Here is a 22,127-nt window from a genome sequence, read left to right as displayed (position 1 = left end):
GGTGGGGTTTGATGCCGGGGACGGTGGCGACGCGAACGCGCCGTGCCCGCCGGCCTGTGCTGTCCCGCCGATGCGGGAACGTCGCCGGGTGGGGCGGACGTCCACCGGACATGGTCGCGGGCGACGCGGCCCGCGGTGAGCTCCCGGAGGAGAAAAAGAAGTGCGACTTGGTGTACAGATTCCCGACTTCACCCGGCCCGAGGGGCCTGCCGACCTGGGCCGCGCGCTCGCCGAGGTCGCCCGTGAGGTCGACGAGGCCGGCTTCGACTACCTGGCGGTGATGGACCACTTCTTCCAGATCGAGATGGTCGGCCCGCCCGAGAACGACATGCTCGAGGCCTACACCACCCTGGGCTTCCTGGCGGCGCACACCCGCCGGGCGACCCTGCTGACCTTGGTAACCGGCACCGTCTACCGGGAGCCCGGAATCCTCGCGAAGATCATCAGTACCCTCGACGTGCTCTCCGGGGGCCGGGCGATGCTCGGAATCGGCGCGGCGTGGAACGAGCAGGAGTCCGTCGGGCTCGGCATCCCGTTCCCCCCGGTCGCCGAGCGCTTCGAGCGCCTCGAGGAGACCCTGCAGATCTGTCTTCGGATGTGGTCGGACGACGAGAGCCCCTGGACGGGCAAGCACTACCAGCTCGCCCGGCCGCTCAACTCGCCCGCCGCGCTCACCCGGCCGCACCCGCCGATCATGATCGGTGGGGGTGGGGAGAAGAAGACGCTGCGCCTGGTAGCGAAGTACGGGCAGGCCTGCAACCTCTTCTCCGGCCCTGACCTGCCGCACAAGCTCGACGTCCTGCGCCGGCACTGCGACGCCGAGGGCCGCGACTACGACGAGATCGTCAAGACCTGCTACTACCGCTTCGACCCGGGCAAGTCGGGCGAGAACGTCGGGCGCATCCTCGACGAGCTCGGCGAACTGGCCGAGCTCGGCATCTCGGTGGCCATCGGCGGCGTCGCCGACATCTGGGACGTCGAGCCGCTACGGGTCCTGGGCGAGCGGGTCGTCCCCGCCGCCGCGGACATCTGAGGCCGGCGGCGGCCGGCGTCGGCGGGGTTCGTGTCCGTGCCGGCGCCGGCGGGCTCGGCGGCCCGCCGGCGCCGGTGCGCGGACCTGTCGTGCGCGGACCTGTCGTACGGGGATCTGCTGTACGGGGATCTGTACGCGGACCTTGTCGGATCAGTCCTTCCACAGCTCGCGGACGCTGTCCGCGACCGCGGCTGCCTGGTTCCGCCCCGCCCGCGCGGACGCGGCGCGGATCGCGGGATCGAGGATGTTCGAGCCGAAGGCGGCCCGCGACGCCTCGTCCGCGGCCACGACGAGGACCCGGCTGCCCGCGCGTTCGAGCCGCCGTACCTCGGTGGGTATGCCCATGCCCAGAATGGGCGCAACGATCAGTACCCGTTCGTGGCCTTCCGCGAGATCGGCGTTGATCACGGAACGCATACCGCCGTCCACGTACCGGCGGTGATCCACGGTCACCGGCGGGAACACACCGGGGAGCGCGGAACTGGCCGCGACCGCGTCGACCAGATGGACGCCCGAGTCGCGGTCGAAGGCCACCCAGTCACCCGTTTCGGCGTCCACCGCTGTCACCACCAGGCGTTGCCGCGGCCATTCGCGGACGGGCAGCCGCCCGGCGATGATCTGCCAGCGGTCCTCCTCCGAGGCGACCTCGGCCGCGAGCGCGTAGGCGCCGATCCGGGCGCGGGCGTCGCGTGCGCCACGCGAGCCCGCGGTGACCTGGGCCAGGGTCGACATGAGCTCGCCGTAATCGAAATTCACCGTCGGTTCGGCGGTCGGGTCGGCGGGAGCGATCTGCCGGGAGTACAGCAGGTCGAGGTCCGCGCCACTGCTGATCATCGTCCCCACGGCGGAGCCCGCCGAGGTGCCGACGACGAGATCGGCGTCGGTGACGTCGACGCCCGCCTCGGCGAGACCGACCAACAGGCCGATCTCCCAGGCGATGCCGGCCACGCCTCCGCCGCCGAGGACCAGCGCGTGCCGCATCCAGACACACCTCTCCGCGACGGCCCTCGTCAGGGTCCGTCGCTTTCTGAAGGGCTTTTGGGAACTACGCACCGGAGGTGGCAAGGCACCACCGAAATCACCCAATCGGGCTATGCCATTGCGGCATGGTGATCGTTTGGGTGTCGCGCACAGGACAGCGACCAGGCCAGATCGGCCCCAGACCGTTCGTGCCCCCGCGCAAGCGTCCCGGGCCCCCTCGCGCATACTGCGGAGCCCCGAGCCGGGGCTCTCCCCACGCCGCCGGCCCTCTCCTGGAGGCCACGTGAGTACGACAGCCGACCGGACGTCCCACGCGCGCAACGAGCACATGACATTCCGGGCGAACCGGGGCGTAGGGCGGCATGGCTGGCTGCGGCTCACGCCCGCCTACGGAGTCCGGCTCGTACGGGGGCGTATCTCCCACCTGCCCGCCGGCTCGGTCATCACCGACCCGTTCTCCGGAACGGGGACGACCCCGCTCGCCGCGGCCGAGCTCGGCCATCACGGCCAGAGCGCCGATCTCAATCCCTTCCTCGTCTGGTTGGGGCGGGCCAAGGTCCGCCAATACCCGCGGCAGACCCTTGCGGACGCGGCCACCGCGGCCGCCGATGCCGGGGACGCCGCCGCCCGCATGGGCCGTGACACCGAGTTGTGGCAGCCGAACATCTTCCGGATCGAGAAATGGTGGAGCCCCGGGGCGCTGCACGCGCTGCGCGCACTCCGGGCGGCGCTCGACGCATATTCAGGACCGGCGGGTGATCTCCTGCAGATCGCACTGTGCCGGGTACTGATCTCCGTCAGCAACGCGGCCTTCAATCATCAGTCCATGTCGTTCAAGGCCGCCGCCGGCGAGACCCGGCCCGGCTCCTTCGACCCGGACACGGCCACGGCCACCATCGCGCTGTTCGGCACCGAGGCGGCAGCCCTGATCGAATCCGCCCGGGTCGACCTGCCGGGCTCCGCCGCCGTCTACGAGGGCGACTCGCGCTCCGTCGTGCCGGACCTGCGCGAAACCGATCTCGTGCTGACCAGCCCGCCCTACGTGAACCGGATGTCCTACATCCGCGAGCTCCGGCCGTACATGTACTGGCTGCGCTACCTCGACCGCGCCGGCGACGCCGGTGAGCTGGACTGGCGCGCGATCGGCGGCACCTGGGGGAGCGCCACGTCCAACCTGCGCTCCTGGACGCCGGCCACGCCCACCCCGGTCGACGACGCGCTGGAGGCCGTCTGCGCGCGGATCGCGGCCGACGGCGACCGGAACGGGCCGCTGCTGGCGACCTATGTGCGGAAATACCACCACGACATGTGGCTGCACTTCCAGGCCGTCACACCACTGGTGAAACGCGGCGGGCAGGTTTCCTACATCGTGGGGAACTCGACGTTCTACGGCCACGGTGTCCCTGCTCAGGACTGGTATGCGTTGATGCTGCGCGAGCTCGGCTACGCCGACGTCGAGGTGGAGGTTATTCGCAAGCGGAACTCAAACAAGGCCCTGTTCGAATTCGACGTCCGGGCCCGCCGGCCTTGATCCGCCGCTCTGACCCGGGGCTGTCAGCCCGCGCTCCTCAGCTGCCCCGTGCCTCGCCGCCACTCGTCTAGCATCGAATCGGCCGGCGCGACCGGTTCGTAGGGCGGTATCGACAGTTCGAGCCGTCCATCCGTGTCTGGCCGTCCTTCCCCCGGTCGCCTGGCCCCCGACGATCTTGCCGCAATCCGTCCCGCGTCGAAAAGTACCGACTCAGACAGGTATCCCGTGACGACGACAACGACAAGCAGCCCGACCAGAGGAAATAACGGAAAGAAGAACCGGAACACGACCGGAGAAACGGCGCCGGACCCGTCCGCTGATACGGCCACAAGCACGGCGATGGACACGGGCGGCCGGGGCAGGCGGGTGAACTCGGGGGAGCGGACGCCCGCGACGCGGTTCGCCTCCGGCATCACCGAGGTCGCCGCGCCCACCGTGCTCGTCACCGCGCTGCTGGCGGTGGTCGCCCAGCACGACGCGCGAGATCTCGGGCACGGCGTTCTCTCGGGAGTCATCGCCGTCCTGTTCGGCACGGTCGTCCCGATGAGTTTCGTTTTTTTCGGCGTCCGCCAGCGCCGCTGGTCCGACCACCATGTGCCGGAGCGCAGCAAACGGATGCAGCCGATGCTGTTCGGCTGCGCGTCGGTTGCCGTCGGCTATGTGCTGCTCCGCGCGACGGACGCGCCGAAGGACATCGTCACCGTGTACGCCGCGATGATCACCGAAGCGCTCATCCTCACCGCCATCACGCGGTTCTGGAAAATCAGCGGTCATGTCGCGGCCGCGGCGAGCTGCGCCACCGTCGTCACGTTCGTGTACGGCTCGGTGCTCGCCTTCACCTGGGCGGCGGTGCCCGTCATCGCCTGGGCGCGCGTCCAGACAAGGAAGGCACGGCTGGCAGAGGCCCACGCGGCGGGCACCGCGGACGACCACGACGAGCTGGACGGCCACACCCCCGCACAGACCGTAGCCGCCGCGCTCGTAGCGGCAGCGATAGTCACCACCGCCTACGTGACAATCGGAGGCCTCTGACGCGACCCGGATCGCGGCGAGTCGGGTGGGGGCCGCTCCGAAGCGTGTTGCGTGAGCGGCGCATGGAGTGGCTCAGACAACTCGCTTCGAGGGCGCTCCGCGGCCGAGCGGCGCGCGGTGGAGATCGGGACGGACACGACCATCCGGAAAGGCCGGCGAGATAGTGAGGTACCACACATACGGCTCTCCGCCATCAGCTGCGATCCGCACCTGATGAGGGAAGTCGTAGCTGAAAGAGCCGATCCGCCCAACAGCCTGCCGACAACGCCGCCATCCGCCAGAAGGCACAAAACCCCGGCAACCCGGCCGAACAGGAAGGCGAGCCGACCACCCCGCCAGGGCCAGCCAGGCCCATCCACCCAACTCAAAGCGGGGCCAACCACCGCAAGCCAGGCCGAACCCACCCAGCCACCCGAAGCGAGCTAACCACCGCAAGCCAGCCGAGCCCATCCAGCCACCCCGAACGGGGCCAACCACCGCAAGCTGAGAAGCCACCCGCCGAAGGGGGATCCCGGGGGGCGCCGCCCCCCGACCAACATGACACGACGCCAAGGCTCAGGCCAAAAGCCTGAGCACACCACACCCCAAGTCGTGTGCCCCCGGCAGGATTCGAACCTGCGCACCCGCCTCCGGAGGGCGGTGCTCTATCCCCTGAGCTACGGGGGCTCCAGGGCAAGCAGGCATACCGTACCAGGTGGGATCGGCAGACTGTCCAACGCCGTGCCCGTAAGCTTCGGCCGTGTACTTCACCGCCCCCCGGGTGCTCGTCGTCGACGACGACGCCGTGATCCGTCAGCTCGTGGTCGTCAACCTCGAACTGGAAGGCTTCGAGGTGCACACCGCGGTCGACGGCGCGGACTGTCTCGAGCGCGTCCATGAGATCGCGCCGCATGTGATCACCCTCGACATCATGATGCCGAGGGTGAACGGCTGGGACGTCGCGGCGCGGCTGCGCGACGATCCCGCGACCGCCGACATCAAGGTGATCATGCTGACCGCGCGCGCCCAGGAGGCGGACATCAAGCGTGGTGCCCGGCTGGGTGTCGACTACTACCTGACCAAGCCGTTCGACCCGGACATGCTCATCGGGGTGGTCAGCAGGCTCGCCGCGGGCCAGCCGGTCTGAGTCCGGTCCGCCGAGGGTGCGTCGGGCGGGGCGTGTTCGGCGCGCGGGAGTTCGTGCCAGGTGTCCCCTCGTGGCATTCCGGGAGCGCCGGCGGCCGGGCTTTCGGGTCGTTCGGGGCGCGCGACCTGGGCCGTCCCATCGGTGGGCGGGCCGATGACCGCTGGATGGTTGGTACGCGGGGGAACCGGTCGGACGCCGCGCGCCGATAGCATCGCGACATGACCCCCGCCGAGCTCGCCGACACCATCGTCGCGGCCGTTCGGGCTGCCGTCGCGAACGGCGACCTGGAAGTGGCCGTGCCCGACTCGGTCACCGTCGAGCGACCGAGGCAGCCCGAGCACGGAGACTACGCGTCTCCGGTCGCCCTGCAGCTCGCGAAGGCGGCGCGCCGCCGGCCCCGGGAGGTGGCCGAGCTGCTCGCCGCCCGCCTGCGGGTCGAGGCGGGTGTGGCGGAGGTGGAGGTCGCCGGCCCGGGCTTCCTGAACATCCGGCTGGCCGGTGCGGCCCTGGGCGGCATCGCCCGCCGGATCGTCCGGGACGGCGAGTCCTACGGCCGCGCCGCGGTGTCCCAGGGCGTCCGGGTGAACCTCGAGTTCGTCAGCGCGAACCCGACCGGCCCGGTGACACTGGCGTCCGCGCGCTGGGCGGCGGTGGGCGACGCACTTTCCCGGGTGTTCGCCGCGGCGGGCTACGAGGTCGGCACCGAGTACTACGTCAACGACGCCGGTGTGCAGGTCGAGCGGTTCGGCGCGTCGGTGCTGGCCGCGCTGCGCGGCCAGCCGGCTCCCGCCGACGGCTACCAGGGCGCCTACGTCGCCGAGATCGCCGCGAAGGTCCGGGCGGCGAACCCGGCTCTGGAGCAGCTCCTGGCCGCCTCCGGCGCCGAGCAGGACGGCGGCGCCGAGCAGGACAAGGCGCTCGCGGTCTGCGCCCACGACGGCGTGGAGCTGATGCTCGCCGAGATCCGCGCGACGCTGTCGGGTTTCGGGGTCGAGTACGACCTGTGGAAGTCCGAGCGCAGCCTGCACGAGGCGGGGGAGCTCACCGCCGCGATCGACGAGCTGCGCACCCAGGGCCACGTCTACGAGGCGGACGGCGCGGTCTGGCTGCGCACCACCGACTTCGGCGACGACAAGGACCGTGCGCTGATCAAGAGCGACGGTCAGCCCACCTACTTCTGCGCCGACGCGGCCTACTACCGCGACAAGCGGCGCCGTGGCTTCGACCGGCTCTGCTACCTGCTCGGAGCCGACCACCACGGCTACATCGGCCGGCTGAAGGCGATCTCGGCCTGTTTCGGCGACGACCCCGACCGCAACCTCGACGTGCTCATCGGCCAGATGGTGACGCTGTCGCGGGGCGGCGTGGCGGTGAAGATGTCCAAGCGGGCAGGTAACTTCCTGACCCTGCACGACCTTGTCGACGCGGTGGGGGTCGACGCGGCCCGCTACTCGCTGGTGCGCGCGTCGATGGACTCCGCCCTCGACCTCGACCTGGACGCGATCGCGCGGCAGACGAACGACAACCCGGTGTTCTATGTCCAGTACGCGCACGCCCGGATCAGCTCGCTCATCCGGAACGCGGCCAGCCTGGGCCTGGCGACCTCCGCGGATCCCGCGTTCGACGTCGACGGGGTCGACGTGTCGCTGCTGACCCACCCACGCGAGGTCGACCTGCTGGGCGCGCTCGGCGAGCTGCCGCGGGTGGTCGAGTCGGCGGCGGAGCTGCGCGCGCCGCACCGCATCGCGAGGTACCTGGAGGAGTTGGCCGGGACGTACCACCGCTTCTACGACTCCTGTCGCGTGCTTCCGCAGGGCGACGAGGAGCCCACGGCGATCACCGCGGCTCGACTGCTGCTGGCCGAGGCCACCCGGACCGTCCTGGCGAACGGCCTTCGGCTGCTGGGCGTCAGCGCGCCGGAACGGATGTGAGAGGCGAATGACGATCGACGGCGGGCGCGGTTTCGGGCGCCCGATGAGGATCGCGATGCTCGGCTGCGGGGTCGTCGGAACCGAGGTGGTGCGGCTGCTGGGCACGCACACCGAGGATCTGGGCGCCCGGGTGGGGGCGCCGCTGGAGATCGTCGGGATCGCGGTCCGCGATCCCGACCGGATCCGCTCCGCTGCGGTGGATCGGGAGCTGCTCACCACCGACGCGGGCGCGCTGGTCGCCCGCGACGACGTCGACATCGTGATCGAGGTCGTCGGCGGGATCGAGCCGGTGCGGAGCTGGCTGCTGTCGGCGCTGCGGTCGGGCAAGTCGGTGGTCAGCGCGAACAAGGCCCTGCTGGCCAGCCACGGCTCCACGCTGCACGACGCCGCGGCGGCCGCCGGCGTCGACCTGTACTACGAGGCGGCGGTGGCGGGTGCGATCCCGTTGCTGCGCCCGCTGCGCGAGAGCCTCGCCGGGGATCGGATCCGCCGCGTCCTCGGCATCGTGAACGGGACGACGAACTACATCCTGACCCGCATGGACGAGACCGGGGCCTCGTTCGCCGAGGCGTTGGCCGAGGCCGGTGAGCTCGGGTACGCCGAGGCCGACCCCTCCGCCGACATCGACGGGTTCGACGCGGCGGCCAAGGCGGCGATCATCGCCCAGCTCGCCTTCCACACCCGGGTGACGATCGATGACGTCTACCGGGAGGGGATCGGCGCGGTCACCGCCGCCGACATCGCCAGTGCCCGCGAGCTCGGGTGCACGATCAAGGCGCTGGCCATCGCCGAGCGTGCCGGTGACCGGCCCGGCGTGAGCGTGCGGGTCCATCCGGCAATGATCCCGCGCTCGCATCCGCTGGCCGGGGTGCGTGAGGCGTTCAACGCGGTCTTCGTCGAGGCCGAGGCCGCCGGGCAGCTCATGTTCTACGGTCGTGGTGCCGGCGGCGCGCCGACCGCCTCGGCCGTTCTCGGTGACGTGGTCGCGGTGGCCCGCAACCGGATCGCGGGCCGGCAGGGGCCGGGTGAGTCCGCCTACGCGGCCCTGCCGATCCTGCCGATGGGCCCCACGATCACGAGCTACCACGTGCAGTTGGACGTCACGGACAAGGCCGGGGTACTCGCCGCGGTGGCCGGCGCGTTCGCCCGGCACGATGTGTCCATCAGAAGCGTCCGTCAGGACGGCCGCGGCGACGACGCCAGCCTCGTCCTGGTCACCCATCCGGCCGCGGATGCGGCGCTGTCCACGACCGTCGAGGACCTGCGGGTTCTCGACGGGGTGCGTGCGGTGTCGGGCGTGGTACGGGTCGAGGGAGTTGAGTCATGACCACGATGTCGTCGATGCCGGTTTCGAGCGACCCGGCCGGCAGCAGTGCCCCCGAGCGCGCGTCGCGGGCCTGGCGGGGGATCATCGAGGAGTACCGGGACCGGCTGCCCGTCACCGCCGACACACCGGTGATCACCCTGCGGGAGGGCGGCACCCCGCTGCTGCACGCGGACCATCTGTCCGAGCTGACCGGATGTGATGTTCATCTCAAGGTCGAAGGTGCCAACCCCACCGGCTCGTTCAAGGACCGCGGCATGACGGTCGCGATCAGCCGGGCGGTGGGAGAGGGCTCCCAGGCCGTCATCTGCGCGTCCACCGGCAATACCTCGGCCTCGGCCGCGGCGTACGCCGCCCGCGCCGGGCTGACCTGCGCGGTGCTGGTTCCCAGCGGCAAGATCGCCCTCGGCAAGCTCGCGCAGGCCCTGGTGCACGGCGCGCGCCTGCTCCAGGTGGAGGGGTCGTTCGACGACTGCCTCCGGGTCGCCCGCGAGCTGGCCGACACGTTCCCGGTCACGCTGGTGAACTCGGTCAACCCGCACCGCCTGGAGGGGCAGAAGACCGCCGCCTTCGAGATCGTCGAGGCGCTCGGCCACGCGCCCGACGTGCACTGCCTGCCGGTCGGGAACGCGGGTAACATCACCGCCTACTGGCGCGGCTACGTCGAGGAGGACACCCGGATCCGGTCCGGCCGGCCGCGGATGTTCGGGTTCCAGGCAGCGGGCGCGGCGCCGATCGTGCGGGGCGAGGTGGTGACCTCGCCGCAGACCATCGCCACGGCCATCCGCATCGGCAACCCGGCCTCCTGGGATTTCGCGACCGACGCGCGGGACGCCTCCGGCGGTCTGATCGACGCGGTCAACGACCGGCAGATCCTGGCCGCCTACCGGCTGCTGGCGCGCCGCGAGGGCGTCTTCGTCGAGCCGTCCAGTGCCGCCAGCGTCGCCGGGCTGCTCGCCACGTACGCCGACGGCCGGCTGAGCCCGGGCCAGCGGGTCGTCTGCACCGTCACCGGCAACGGGCTGAAGGACCCGGACTGGGCCATCAGCGGCGCGGCGAAGCCCGAGACCATCCCGCCGACCGTGGCCGGCGCCGCCAGGGCCCTCGGCCTGCAGCGGTCGTGACGACCGCCGACGGCCTCGCCGCCGGTGCCGCCGGCAGCGCCTCGGGAAGCGGTACGGCCAGCGCGTCGGCGAATGTCTCCGTCAGCACACGGGTGAGCACGATCGTCAGTGCGTCGGCGAGCGTGACGGTGAGCACCACCGGGCCGGGTGGAGGCCGCCCGCCGGGCGCGGTCCGCCTGCGGGTCCCGGCCACGAGCGCCAACCTGGGCCCGGGCTTCGACGCGCTGGGCCTGGCACTCGGGCTGTACGACGAGGTGTCCGTGCGGCTGACGCCGTCCGGGCTCTCCATCGACGCGGTCGGCCCGGACGCTGTCCCCGCGGACGAGGCGCATCTGGTGGTCCGGGCGATTCGCGCCACCTTCGACGAGCTGGAGTGGGCGCAACCCGGGCTCGCGCTGCGCTGCGTGAACCGGATCCCGCACGGGCGGGGTCTCGGTTCGTCCGCCGCAGCGATTGTGGCTGGAGTCACAGCCGCCGACGCCCTCGCCGGCGGGCCGCTCGGTCCGGCCGGGCGGCTGCGGGTGGCCAACGCGATCGAAGGGCATCCGGACAACGTCGCGGCGGCCCTGCTCGGTGGTCTCACCGTCGCCTGGTACGAGGGCGATGTGCCGCGGTCTCTCCGGGTGGCACCGCTCGGCGAGCTACGGCCCGTGGTGTTCGTCCCATCGCGACGCCAGTCGACCGAGCAGGCCCGGGGCGCTCTCCCGAAGCAGGTCCCGCATGCCGACGCCGCGGTGAACATCGGCCGTGCGGCGCTGCTCGCGCTCGCGCTGTCCGGCGCGGAACCGGCGGCCGGCGCCGGCGAGGAACGCTCGCGGCTGCTGCTGACCGCGACCGAGGACCGGATGCACCAGCCGTACCGCCTTCCCACCATGCCCGCCTCCGCGGATCTGGTCGGGCGGCTGCGCGCCGCCGGCATACCGGCCGCGCTGTCGGGTTCCGGGCCGTCCGTGGTGGCGCTCGGGGTCGGTGGCGGACAGGCCGCGGCGGCGATCGGCGTTGCCGCCCCGGGCTTCTCGGTCGTCCCGCTGGCTGTCGACACCGAGGGTGTTCGAGTCGAGGCGGTCGACTCCTCGGAGTGATTATGGTACTCCGCTGCGTTCCTGGATGCTGGTTCAGGGGTCGCGCGGACCCCCGCGGAGGGCTCCAAGCTGTCATCAGGGAGTCCCTCGTGGTGTCATCGGGAAGTCCAGAGGTCTCTAGGTTGTTGCCGAGGTGTCTCCGTCTGGATAGTCTGATGACTGCACCCGCTGCGCCGCGGCGCGTGCTCGCCCCGCCAGCCTGATCTGGTACGCGGTGGTGGCCTTGCTGCAGTGGAGCCTCACCGCAGCGGTTGGCCTCGCACGGTGGCCGGTCCTGGTCAGGGATCCCGGTGCTTCAGACCTCGTCGCCGTTGCCTCGGCTGGCGTACCGGCACCCGTCGGCGGGAAATCGGGTTCGCTCGCGGCTGTCGGCCGTCAGCGCCTTTCATGGGCGCGTTGCTCGCCGTCCGAATGGCGCTACATCTCCTTCATCCGGCATGTGCGCAGGCGAAGAAAGTTCACACGCTACGCCCGGCCCGAGAAGCCGGTTCCTTCCAGGAAGGAAAACCTTGAGCGACACCACCGACGTGCTGCCCGACAGCGCACGTGAGTCTGCGGCGCCTGCCTCGCCCGTCGACAGTTCCGCCGCGGCCGGCGCGACGTCCGTAGACACCGTCGTCACGACTCGGTCGAACGGCAACCACGCCGTCCGGCCCGCGTCGGTCGACGTCCCCGCGGACGGGCCTGACGCGTCCTCCGCCCCCCGGCGCCGGCGTTCCGGTACCGGTCTGTCCGCGATGCTCCTGCCCGAGCTGCAGGCCATGGCTTCCCAGATGGGCATCCCCGGGGTCGGCAGGCTCCGCAAGGGCCAGCTGATCGCGGCGATCCAGAACGTCCAGAACGGTGAGGTGGCCTCCAGATCGGTGCCGTCGGCCTCGTCGCCGACCTCCCAGCCCGCGTCCGCGCCGGCCTCCGTGGCCCCGGCCGCGCAGGGCGCTCCGTCCGCGGCGGCTCCCGCCGCGGACGCGGTGGGCTCCGCGCCCCGGGCGGCGGCCGGCTCGGTCGCTCCCGTCCAGGAGACGAGCGGTTCCAGCGGCGCCGAGGCGACCACGGGCGGCTCCGTTTCCGGCTCCGCGGCAGAGACGGCGTCGGCCCCGACCCGTGTGCGCGGGCGGCGGGGCGCCTCTCGTGGCGTCACGAGCCCCGCGGGCGAGCAGCAGACACTGCCGACCGGCCCGGGGGGTGCGGAGTCGTCCGACGACACCGCCCGCCCGCAGGCCGCCGCGGCTGCCACGGACGGCCCGGCGGTGACCGCGCCCGCCGCGGCGCCCGTCTCCGGCCGCGCCGGGACGAACGGCTCCGAGACCCCCACGCGCGGTCGTGACGACCGCCGCGAGCGCTCGGGCGACCGGGACCGCTCGGGCGACCGGGACCGCTCCGGTGACCGGGACCGCTCGGGCGACCGGGACCGTTCCGGCGGCGACCGGGACCGTTCCGGTGACCGCCAGGGCCGCTCACAGCCGGCCGGCGACCGCGACCGGGGCGACCGTGCCGACCGGGGCGACCGTGCCGACCGGGGCGACCGTGCCGACCGGGGCGACCGCGCCGGTTCAGACCGGTCCAGGACGGTCGAGCGCACCCAGCCGGGCGACCGTGCACCCCAGGGCGGCGTCCAGGACGACGACGAGTTCGGCGGCCGGCGCCGCGGCCGGTTCCGGGAGCGCGGCCGCAACCGTGGCCGCGGCGGGCAGGGCGGCACGACCGAGACCGAGCCGACGGTGCGCGAGGACGACGTCCTCGTCCCGGTGGCCGGCATCCTCGACGTGCTGGACAACTACGCCTTCGTCCGCACGAGCGGCTACCTGACCGGCCCGACGGACGTTTACGTGAGCCTCGCCCAGGTCCGTCGCAACGGCCTGCGCCGCGGCGACGCGATCACCGGGGTGGTGCGCGCGCCGCAGGAGGGCGAGCAGCGCCGCGACAAGTACAACGCGCTGGTCCGGCTGGACACGATCAACGGGATGGAGCCGGAGGAGGCCCGCGGCCGGCCGGAGTTCCACAAGCTCACCCCGCTCTACCCGCAGGACCGCCTGCGGCTGGAGACCGAGCCGCACATGATGACCACGCGGGTCATCGACCTGGTGATGCCGATCGGCAAGGGCCAGCGCGCGCTCATAGTGAGCCCGCCGAAGGCCGGCAAGACGATGGTGCTCCAGTCGATCGCCAACGCGATCACCACGAACAACCCGGAATGCCACCTCATGGTCGTCCTCGTCGACGAGCGGCCCGAGGAGGTCACCGACATGCAGCGGTCGGTGAAGGGCGAGGTCGTCGCCTCGACCTTCGACCGCCCGCCGGCCGACCACACCAACGTCGCCGAGCTGTCCATCGAGCGGGCCAAGCGGCTCGTCGAGCTCGGCCACGACGTGGTCGTGCTGCTGGACTCGATCACCCGGCTGGGTCGCGCCTACAACCTCGCGGCACCGGCGTCGGGGCGCATCCTGTCCGGTGGTGTCGACTCGACGGCGCTCTACCCGCCGAAGCGGTTCCTCGGCGCGGCGCGCAACATCGAGAACGGCGGCTCCCTGACGATCATCGCGACCGCGCTGGTCGAGACCGGTTCGACGATGGACACGGTGATCTTCGAGGAGTTCAAGGGCACCGGCAACGCCGAGCTCAAGCTGGACCGGAAGATCGCCGACAAGCGGGTCTTCCCGGCGGTGGACGTCGACGCCTCCGGTACCCGCAAGGAGGACATCCTGCTGGCCCCCGACGAGCTTGCGATCATGCACAAGCTCCGCCGGGTGCTGCACACCCGGGAGCCGCAGCAGGCGCTCGACCTTCTGCTCGACCGGCTGAAGCAGACCAGGACGAACTACGAGTTCCTGATGCAGATCGCGAAGACGGCACCGCCCCAGGACTGACCCGCCGTCCGGCGGCAGCCCCCGGCCGGGCCCGGGAACACCAGGGCCCGGCGGCGGCGTTGTCGTCGGCGGCTGGCTGGTCCGGCCCGGGTCACCGGGTCTGGCACACTGGCGACAACCGGCTCCGGTTCACGCCGTCCGCTCCCGCGGCGGCGACCCGGCGGCCACATCGGAAGAGGGATCATGAAGGCTGATATTCACCCGCAGTACCACGAGACCACGGTGACCTGTACGTGCGGCAGCACGTTCACCACGCGGTCGACCAAGGAGAACGGCGCCATCAGCGCCGAGGTCTGCTCGCAGTGCCACCCGTTCTACACCGGCAAGCAGAAGATCCTCGACGTCGGTGGCCGGGTCGAGAAGTTCGAGCGGCGCTTCGGTCGCCGGCAGCCGGGCCAGAAGGTCGGCGGCGCGAAGTAGGTCGTCCTCGGCGCCCGTCCCGGATCCCCGGGCGGGCGCCGTTCGCGTCCCGACGACCTGAAGGAACCCCTGATGACCTCCCCGCTCGCGGGCATGATCGCCGAGCACGCCGACATCGAGAAGCGGCTCGCGGATCCGGACATCCACAACGATCCGGCGCGGGCCCGGGAGCTGACGCGCCGGTACGCCGAGCTCGCCACCCCCGTCGACCTCGCGCAGCGGCTGGAGCGCGTCGAGGGTGACCTGGAGACCGCCCGCGAGTTCGCCGAGCAGGACCCGTCGTTCCGCGACGAGGTCGTGGCCCTCGAGGCGAGCCAGGCCGATCTCGCCGCCCGCCTGCGGGCCTACCTGGTGCCCGTCGACCCCGACGACAGCCGGGACGCCATCCTCGAGGTCAAGGCGGGCGCGGGCGGTGAGGAGTCCGCGCTGTTCGCGGGCGACCTGCTGCGCATGTACCTGCGCTATGCCGAGCGGCGCGGGTGGCGCACCCAGATCCTGGACGCGAACCCCAGCGACCTCGGCGGCTACCGGGACGTCAGCGTGGCCGTCAAGTCCCGCGGGACGGCGGCCCCCGGCCAGGGGGTCTTCGGCCGGCTGCGGTTCGAGGGCGGTGTGCACCGGGTACAGCGGGTGCCGGTGACCGAGTCGGCGGGGCGCATCCACACCTCCGCGGCCGGCGTGCTGGTGCTGCCCGAGGCGGCCGACGTCGACATCGAAGTCGACCCGAACGACCTGCGGATCGACGTGTTCCGCTCGTCCGGGCCGGGCGGCCAGAGCGTCAACACCACCGACTCGGCGGTGCGCATCACGCACCTGCCCACCGGGGTGGTCGTCTCCTGCCAGAACGAGAAGAGCCAGCTCCAGAACAAGGAGTCGGCGATGCGCATCCTGCGGGCCCGGCTGCTCGCCGCGGCGCGGGAGAAGGCCGAGACGGCGGCGGCGGCGGCGCGGGCGAGCCAGGTGCGCACGGTCGACCGCTCGGAGAAGGTCCGCACCTACAACTTCCCCGAGAACCGGATCAGTGACCACCGCATCGGCTACAAGGCCCACAACCTCGAGGCCGTGCTGGACGGCGACCTCGACGCCGTGATCGAGGCCCTGACCGAGGCGGACCTGGAATCCCGGATGGCGGCCACGCCGTGACAGGCCCGGCCGCGTCCACGACGCGGGCCGACCACGCGGACGCCACGCTCGCCGCCGAGCTCGCCGCCGCGACGGCCCGGCTGGCCGCGGCCGGCGTCGCCAGCCCCCGCGGCGACGCCGAACAGCTGGCGGCGCACGTGCTCGGGGTGTCGCGCGGCCGGCTCGCGCTGGTCACCCGGGTCGAACCGGCCGCGGCCGGCGAGCTGCGCGTGCTGGTGGAACGGCGGGCGAGCCGGATCCCGCTGCAGCACCTGACCGGCCTCGCCGGCTTCCGCCACCTGGACATCGCCGTCGGGCCCGGGGTGTTCATCCCCCGCCCGGAGACCGAGTGGGTGGCCGAGTGGGCGATCGCGGCCCTGCGATCGCCCGACGCGGTCGTGGCTGGACGTCCAATCTGTGTTGATCTTTGTGCGGGTTCGGGGGCGATTGCCCTGTCGGTGGCCGACGAGGTGCCGAACGCCGAGGTGCACGCGGTGGAGCTGGAGCCGGCGGCGCTCGGCTGGCTGCGCCGCAACGTCGAGCGCACGGGCCTGCCGGTGCGGGTGCACCAGGCCGACATCGGCATCCCGCGGTCGCCAACAGATGCGGGCAGGCCGGTCGCGCCGGTCGGCACGGTCCTGACTGACCTCGCGGGACGGGTCGACGTCGTCATCAGCAACCCGCCGTATCTGCCCGATCATGAACGGCCGAGGGTCGAGCCCGAGGTCGGCCGGCACGATCCGCCGGCGGCCCTGTGGGGCGGGCCCGACGGCCTGGACGGGCCGCGCGCGGTCGTGGCCGCTGCCGGGGGACTCTTGCGGCCAGGCGGTTTACTGGTCATGGAACACGCGGACGGACATGGCCAGACGGTGCCCGCGCTGCTCGCCGGCGAGGGCTGGTGGGCTGGTTCGTGGTCCGAAATCGTGGATCATCCCGATCTCGCCGGGCGGGACCGGTTCGTCACCGCCCGCTGGAACCCGCCGGGGCCGCGCCCGCCGCGCGGCGCCGGAGAGGACGTGTGATGCAGGTTTTCGACTGCTCCGACGAGGGGCAGCGCAAGGCCGGGCTGGACGCCGCCACCGACGCGGTGGGCCGCGGCAAGCTCGTCGTGCTGCCGACCGACACCCTCTACGGGATCGGCGCCGACGCGTTCAACCGGGACGCCGTCACCGCGCTGCTCGCGGCGAAGGGGCGCGGGCGGAACATGCCGGTGCCCGTGCTGGTCGGCTCGTGGCGGACCCTCGACGGCCTGGCCGAGCAGGTCACGGGGCACATCCGGGATCTCGTCCGGGCGTTCTGGCCCGGTGGGCTGACGCTGGTCGTCAACCACGCACCGTCCCTGCGCTGGGATCTCGGCGACGCCCGGGGGACGGTCGCCGTCCGCATGCCGCTGCACCCGGTGGCCATCGAGCTGCTCGGGCGCACGGGGCCGATGGCCGTCTCCAGCGCCAACATCAGCGGACGTCCGCCGGCGACGAGCGCGGTCGACGCGGTGGCGCAGCTCGGCGGTGCCGCCGCGGTCTACCTGGACGGCGGGACCACCCCGGTGGGCACCGCGTCGACCATCGTGGACTGCACGGGGCCGGTTCCCACTGTGATCCGTGAGGGGGCGGTCGACTTCGCGGCGCTGCGCTCGGTGCTGCCCCTCGTGCGGGAACCGGCCGCCCGCTGACCTGCGCGGGCCGGCCGCCGTCCCGGGCTGGCCGCCGGCTGGGCCCCGCGCGAGCCGGCGGCTGAGCCGGCGGGCGACGCGCGGGCCCGGGGCGGGCGGTCATATCCTGGGCATCGAGCCGGCGGGAGGTGGGTCATCGTGAGTACTCCGTTCTGGGGCCCGGACTTCGACCAGCTGCGGGCCACCGATCCGGACATCGCCGCGGTCGTGGTCGACGAGTTGGAGCGGCTGCGCGGCGGCCTCCAGCTCATCGCGAGCGAGAACTTCACCTCGCCGGCGGTGCTCGCGGCGCTCGGCTCCACGCTGTCGAACAAGTACGCCGAGGGCTACCCGGGGCGCCGCTACTACGGCGGGTGCCAGGTGGTCGACCGCGCCGAGGAGATCGGCATCGCGCGGGCCCGGGAGCTGTTCGGCGCCGAGCACGCGAACCTGCAGCCGCACTCGGGCACGCAGGCGAACTTCGCCGTCTACGCCGCCCTGCTCACACCGGGGGACACCGTCCTGGCGATGTCGCTGCCGCACGGCGGGCACCTGACGCACGGCAGCCGGGTCAACTTCTCCGGGCGGTGGTTCGACGTCGTGGCCTACGGGGTCCGGGAGGACACCGAGCTCATCGACTACGACCAGGTCCGTGAGCTGGCCCTGCAGCACCGGCCCAAGATGATCATTTGCGGGGCGACGGCCTACCCCCGCCGCATCGACTTCGCCGCGTTCCGCTCGATCGCCGACGAGGTCGGCGCCTGGCTGATGGTGGACGCGGCGCACTTCATCGGGCTGGTCGCCGGCGGCGCGCTGCCGAGCCCGGTGCCGCACGCCGACGTCGTCAGCTTCACCACGCACAAGGTGCTGCGCGGCCCGCGCGGCGGCATGATCCTCTGCCGGGGGGAGCTGGCCGCCCGCATCGACAAGGCGGTGTTCCCGTTCAGCCAGGGCGGGCCGCTGATGCACGCCGTCGCGGCGAAGGCGGTGGCGCTCAAGGAGGCCGCGACCCCCGAGTACGCCACCTACGCCCACCAGGTGATCGCGAACGCGCAGACCCTCGCAGAGGGGCTGGCGGCCGAGGGCGTCCGGCCGGTGGCGGGCGGCACCGACACCCACCTGACCCTGCTTGACCTGCGGGAGCTCGGCGTGACCGGCCGCGACGCCGAGGCACGCTGCGACGCGGCGGGCATCACGCTCAACAAGAACGCCATCCCGTACGACCCGCAGCCGCCCGCGATCTCCTCCGGCATCCGGGTGGGCACTCCCGCGGTGACGACGCAGGGCATGCGGGAGGGCGAAATGAAGGAGATCGCCGGTCTGATCGCCCGTGCGGTGCGTGACCCGTCCGCGGCGGCCGACGTCTCCGCCGCGGTGTCCGTGCTGGTCAACCGTCATCCGGCCTATCCGAGATAGCCGGGTGGCCGCGGGCCACGGCCCGCTCGCGGCTGCGGGTGGCCGCGGGCGACCGCGCCGGCTGGCGCACGATGAGAGCCCGGGGCAGCGCAGGATGAAACGGCGGAACAGGTAGGGATGCGCGAGTATCTGCTCGTCTTCGCGGTGGCGGCGGCGGTCACCTTCCTCACGACGCCGATCGCCCGCTGGATCGCCTTCCGCGTCGGGGCGGTCGCCCGGCCCCGGGCCCGGGACGTGCACGCGACGCCCACCCCGCGGCTCGGTGGCCTGGCGATGCTGGCCGGGCTCTACGCGGGCCTCGAGGTGGCCGATCAGCTGCCGTTCCTCTCCGTAGTCTCCCGGGACTGGTCGGAGACTCGTGCCGTCCTGGTCGCCGGCACGCTGATCTGCCTGCTGGGGGCGGCCGACGACCGCTGGGAGCTGGACTCGCTGACCAAGCTCGCCGGTCAGGTCGCGGCCGCCGGTGTCATGGTCCTGCTCGGCGTGCAGTGGTCCTTCGCGATCGACCGGAACAGCGAGACCACACTCAGCTTCGGGCCGGAGACCGCCGTCCCGCTGTCCATCTTCGCCACGCTCATCCTGGTCAACGCGATGAACTTCATCGACGGCCTGGACGGGCTGGCCGCCGGGGTCGCCGCGATCGCGGCCGGTGCCACGTTCTATTTCGCCTACCAGATCGCGGTGACCAACGGCTTCTACCGGGCCTCACCGGCCGCGCTGCTCGCCGCGGTCACCGCCGGGGTGTGTGTCGGCTTCCTTCCGCACAATTTCAACCCGGCCCGGCTGTTCATGGGGGATTCTGGCTCGATGCTCATCGGGCTGCTCTCGGCCGCCTCGATGATCTCGGTGACCGGTCAGGTCGCGTACGGGGGTTACGCTGGACCCTCCCAACAGCTTCCGTCGCTGATTCCGCTGGCCATCCCGCTGGCGGTGCTGGCCGTCCCGGTGCTCGACTTCGGGCTCGCGGTCATCCGGCGGACGAAGGCGGGTCGCTCGCCGTTCGCGGCGGACAAGATGCACCTGCATCATCGAATTCTTTCGATTGGCAACTCCCACGTCAGGGCGGTTCTGCTGATGTACTTCTGGGCCGCGCTCGTCGGCTTCGGGGGAGTGGCGGCCTCCTTCTCCGACTCGCCGCTGCCGATCCTCGTCGCCACAGTCGGCGTGGGGCTGCTCGCGCTGCTCGCCCTTCTTCTGACGGGCCAGCGCGCGGCCCGGCGCGCATGATCGCCGCGGCTCGCCCGGCGCTGCGCGCCGGGTTGTGCACGATGGCGGTGCTGCTGGCTGTGGTCCTTGTGCTGACCGGCGCCATTCGGGGCGCGGCCGGAACCGCCGGCGGAGCCCTCGCGGTCGGCCTGGTGGCGGCGTTCTTCGCGCTCGGCAAGCTCGCCCTGGTCGCGGTCGCCCGGCGCGGCGCCACCACGATGCTGCTGCCGGCCGCGCTCGGGATCTACGCGGCGAAGGTCGCCACTCTGGGGGTCGTCCTGGTGGCGCTGCGCGACGCGACGGCGATCGACCTGCCCAGCTTCGCCTGGTCGATCATGGCTGCGACACTGTGCTGGGTGGGCGCCGAGGTCTGGGCCGCCACCAGGCTGCGCGTGCCGTTCTACGATCCGGCGACCTTCGATCCGTCCCGCGTCGCTCCGCTCGATCCGTCGCGGGTCGCTCGCCCCGGTGGCCCCGTCCGGGGGAATCCGTCATCCGCGGCCGCGCGCCCGCCGCGGGCGTCCGGCGAACAGCCGTAGACCGTGGCGGCCGCCACCGCGATGACCGGTGGCCGTGCGCCCAGCCGGGGGCCGGGTGCGGATCGGCCGGCGGCCGGTGCGGACCAGCCGGGGGACCGGCGAGGACAGGCCGCCGGACCGGTGAGGACGAGCCTCGGGGCGGCCGGGGATCAGCGGATCAGCGGTGATCCAGGATTAGGAACAACGTGATGGCGAACGGCACCAACGGGCCCGATCGTGAAGATTCGGGCAAAAAGGACAATGGTGAAAGGGAAGAAAGACTAAGCTCGGGCTCGGCCGCGTCACCGAATCCACCGCCGGGCGAAGCCTGGGGCGTCATCGGCACGCTCATCGCCGGCGGCGGCTTCTGGGGGTTGGTCGGTCTGGGGATCGATCGGCTCGCCGGCTTCGACGCCCTGTTCTTCCCGATCGGGCTCATCGTCGGCATCATCGCGTCGCTCTATCTGGTCATCTACCGGTTCGGAGCCCGCCGCTGACGGTGCTCAGGGCAGTGTGTCGATGACGTAGTGTGACAACATGTCCAAAAACCCAACGGAAGATGAACGTTCGACTGTCTGTCGGAGATCTTAGTCCTGCAACCAGTGCTCTCCAGCGCCCGGGCAGATAGCATCTGCCCTGTCGAAGAGCGTCGTGAAGATGCCTTCGACACAGGACGTCCCCGCGTCGACCGCGCCGGGTCCGGGACAGCGTGTCCCTTGCCGCCGGGGCTGTGAGCGGGTTGCGTCCAACGGTCATCCGCGCGTCTTCGATTGCCCGGAGCGGCGGCCCATCCCGTATAGGGTGAGGTCGATCCGACCCCGGGGGGATCGCGAACTTTGTCAGCATAAATGATCTTGGAGGTATCGGAAGTGCCGAGCGGATCGGTGCTCTTGGCGGCCGATGACGGCTTCCACGGGCCGACTCCCGATGTCTTCAAGCCGAAGAGCTGGTTCGAGTTCGACCTGGGCCCGATCGACTTCTACTTCAACAAGTGGTCCGCGCTGACTCTGTTCGTCGCGCTGTTCGTTGGCGGCTTCCTCTGGCTGGGGTTCCGCAAGGCGACGCTGGTGCCGCGCGGGCTCCAGAACTTCTGCGAGTCGATCTACGACTTCGTCGATCTCCAGATCGCTCAGAACGTCATCGGCGAGCGAGGCAGGACGTTCTCCCCGTACCTGACAATTCTCTTCTGCTTCATCCTGCTCTCCAACGTCATGGCGGTCATTCCGGTCGCGCAGTTCCCGACGACGTCGCGGATCGCGCTGCCGATGATCCTGGCCGCGGTGAGCTGGTTCATCTTCAACATCGTCGGTATCCGCGAACACGGGGCCGGTACCTACTTCAAGGACATGCTGGTGCCGGCGCCGACCGCGCCGCTGTTCGTGAAGGTCATCCTGGCTCCGATCGAGTTCGTCTCGACGATGATCGCCCGCCCCGCCACCCTCGCCATCCGGCTGTTCGCCAACATGTTCGCCGGCCACATGCTGCTGCTGGTCTTCGCGTTGGGCGCCGACTACCTGCTGCCGAAGCCCCAGTTCGTGTTCGGGCTGGTCTCCGGCCTGATGGCGATCGCTCTCACGCTGTTCGAGCTGATGATCGACGTGCTGCAGGCCTACATCTTCACGGTCCTCACGGCCGCCTACATCGGCGGCGCGATCTCCTCGCACGGCGGCGGAGACCACGCGGCGGACCACTCCCCGATCCACGGCCACGAAACAAGTGCGCCGGTCACCGCCGCTGGCGCGGTGGCGCGGGCCTGAACCTGAATC

Annotated in this window: 19 protein-coding genes and 1 tRNA gene; 18 read left to right on the top strand and 2 right to left on the bottom strand. The window is 71.8% G+C overall.

Annotated elements, in window-relative coordinates; genetic code table 11:
- The first annotated feature begins 160 nt into the window (after window positions 1–160).
- Entirely contained in the window at window positions 161–1,033 is an 873-nt protein-coding gene (locus tag MXD62_RS20670; RefSeq protein ID WP_020458637.1) for an LLM class F420-dependent oxidoreductase, read from the top strand.
- Between the two features lie 150 nt (window positions 1,034–1,183).
- Here MXD62_RS20670 and MXD62_RS20665 read toward each other — a convergent pair whose 3' ends face one another.
- A complete protein-coding gene (locus MXD62_RS20665; RefSeq protein ID WP_071059397.1) occupies window positions 1,184–2,014 on the bottom strand; it encodes a patatin-like phospholipase family protein in 831 nt (276 codons plus the stop codon).
- 328 nt (window positions 2,015–2,342) lie between these two features.
- Between MXD62_RS20665 and MXD62_RS20660 the strand changes: the two genes are divergently transcribed.
- Together MXD62_RS20660 and MXD62_RS20655 are read left to right on the top strand one after the other, a co-directional pair.
- Window positions 2,343–3,545: a DNA methyltransferase gene (locus MXD62_RS20660; RefSeq protein ID WP_368862426.1), complete on the top strand. Its 1,203-nt coding sequence runs from the start codon at window positions 2,343–2,345 to the stop codon at window positions 3,543–3,545.
- 339 nt (window positions 3,546–3,884) lie between these two features.
- Window positions 3,885–4,577, top strand: a complete 693-nt coding sequence (locus tag MXD62_RS20655) for a hypothetical protein (protein WP_248831150.1) — start codon at window positions 3,885–3,887, stop codon at window positions 4,575–4,577.
- Between the two features lie 594 nt (window positions 4,578–5,171).
- On the opposite strand, the gene MXD62_RS20650 is transcribed toward MXD62_RS20655, so the two are convergent.
- Window positions 5,172–5,243: transfer RNA gene (locus tag MXD62_RS20650), tRNA-Arg, on the bottom strand.
- A gap of 73 nt (window positions 5,244–5,316) precedes the next feature.
- Between MXD62_RS20650 and MXD62_RS20645 the strand changes: the two genes are divergently transcribed.
- The 15 genes from MXD62_RS20645 to atpB all read left to right on the top strand — a co-directional run bounded on the left by MXD62_RS20645 (window position 5,317) and on the right by atpB (window position 22,118).
- Window positions 5,317–5,703 (top strand): response regulator transcription factor, encoded by a 387-nt coding sequence (locus tag MXD62_RS20645; protein WP_248831149.1) that lies wholly within the window; start codon window positions 5,317–5,319, stop codon window positions 5,701–5,703.
- 218 nt (window positions 5,704–5,921) lie between these two features.
- Window positions 5,922–7,634: an arginine--tRNA ligase gene (gene argS, locus MXD62_RS20640; protein WP_248831148.1), complete on the top strand. Its 1,713-nt coding sequence runs from the start codon at window positions 5,922–5,924 to the stop codon at window positions 7,632–7,634.
- Between the two features lie 7 nt (window positions 7,635–7,641).
- Entirely contained in the window at window positions 7,642–8,961 is a 1,320-nt protein-coding gene (locus MXD62_RS20635) for a homoserine dehydrogenase (protein WP_020458644.1), read from the top strand.
- Window positions 8,958–10,082 (top strand): threonine synthase, encoded by a 1,125-nt coding sequence (gene thrC, locus MXD62_RS20630; RefSeq protein WP_020458645.1) that lies wholly within the window; start codon window positions 8,958–8,960, stop codon window positions 10,080–10,082. The genes MXD62_RS20635 and thrC overlap by 4 nt, the downstream gene beginning before the upstream one ends.
- A 128-nt stretch (window positions 10,083–10,210) precedes the next feature.
- The gene (thrB, locus tag MXD62_RS20625; RefSeq protein WP_248831158.1) at window positions 10,211–11,164 is read left to right on the top strand and encodes a homoserine kinase; all 954 of its coding nucleotides are present in this window, start codon (window positions 10,211–10,213) and stop codon (window positions 11,162–11,164) included.
- Between the two features lie 509 nt (window positions 11,165–11,673).
- Window positions 11,674–14,028 carry a transcription termination factor Rho gene (gene rho / locus MXD62_RS20620; RefSeq protein ID WP_368862425.1) on the top strand — a complete coding sequence of 785 codons (2,355 nt, stop codon included), beginning with the start codon at window positions 11,674–11,676 and terminating at the stop codon, window positions 14,026–14,028.
- A gap of 183 nt (window positions 14,029–14,211) precedes the next feature.
- A complete protein-coding gene (rpmE, locus tag MXD62_RS20615) occupies window positions 14,212–14,448 on the top strand; it encodes a 50S ribosomal protein L31 (protein WP_018502318.1) in 237 nt (78 codons plus the stop codon).
- A 72-nt stretch (window positions 14,449–14,520) separates the two neighbouring features.
- A complete protein-coding gene (gene prfA / locus MXD62_RS20610) occupies window positions 14,521–15,591 on the top strand; it encodes a peptide chain release factor 1 (protein ID WP_020458648.1) in 1,071 nt (356 codons plus the stop codon).
- Entirely contained in the window at window positions 15,588–16,592 is a 1,005-nt protein-coding gene (gene prmC / locus MXD62_RS20605) for a peptide chain release factor N(5)-glutamine methyltransferase (RefSeq protein ID WP_248831147.1), read from the top strand. The genes prfA and prmC overlap by 4 nt, the downstream gene beginning before the upstream one ends.
- Window positions 16,592–17,242, top strand: coding sequence for an L-threonylcarbamoyladenylate synthase (locus MXD62_RS20600; protein WP_248831146.1), 651 nt, complete (start codon window positions 16,592–16,594; stop codon window positions 17,240–17,242). Before prmC ends, MXD62_RS20600 begins: the two co-directional genes overlap by 1 nt.
- Window positions 17,243–17,380: 138 nt before the next feature.
- The gene (gene glyA / locus MXD62_RS20595) at window positions 17,381–18,637 is read left to right on the top strand and encodes a serine hydroxymethyltransferase (protein ID WP_308301292.1); all 1,257 of its coding nucleotides are present in this window, start codon (window positions 17,381–17,383) and stop codon (window positions 18,635–18,637) included.
- 117 nt (window positions 18,638–18,754) lie between these two features.
- The gene (locus MXD62_RS20590) at window positions 18,755–19,864 is read left to right on the top strand and encodes an MraY family glycosyltransferase (protein WP_248831145.1); all 1,110 of its coding nucleotides are present in this window, start codon (window positions 18,755–18,757) and stop codon (window positions 19,862–19,864) included.
- Complete coding sequence (locus MXD62_RS20585; protein WP_248831144.1) at window positions 19,861–20,382, top strand: hypothetical protein; 522 nt, start codon at window positions 19,861–19,863, stop codon at window positions 20,380–20,382. The genes MXD62_RS20590 and MXD62_RS20585 overlap by 4 nt, the downstream gene beginning before the upstream one ends.
- A 188-nt stretch (window positions 20,383–20,570) precedes the next feature.
- Window positions 20,571–20,858 (top strand): hypothetical protein, encoded by a 288-nt coding sequence (locus MXD62_RS20580; protein ID WP_248831143.1) that lies wholly within the window; start codon window positions 20,571–20,573, stop codon window positions 20,856–20,858.
- A 372-nt stretch (window positions 20,859–21,230) separates the two neighbouring features.
- On the top strand, window positions 21,231–22,118 hold the full coding sequence (gene atpB, locus MXD62_RS20575) for a F0F1 ATP synthase subunit A (RefSeq protein ID WP_071059408.1): 888 nt from the start codon (window positions 21,231–21,233) through the stop codon (window positions 22,116–22,118).
- The last annotated feature ends 9 nt before the right edge of the window (window positions 22,119–22,127 follow it).

The sequence above is a fragment of the Frankia sp. Mgl5 genome (assembly GCF_023242985.1).
Classification (GTDB): domain Bacteria; phylum Actinomycetota; class Actinomycetes; order Frankiales; family Frankiaceae; genus Parafrankia; species Parafrankia soli.
This window is presented reverse-complemented; position numbering and strand designations above follow the sequence as displayed.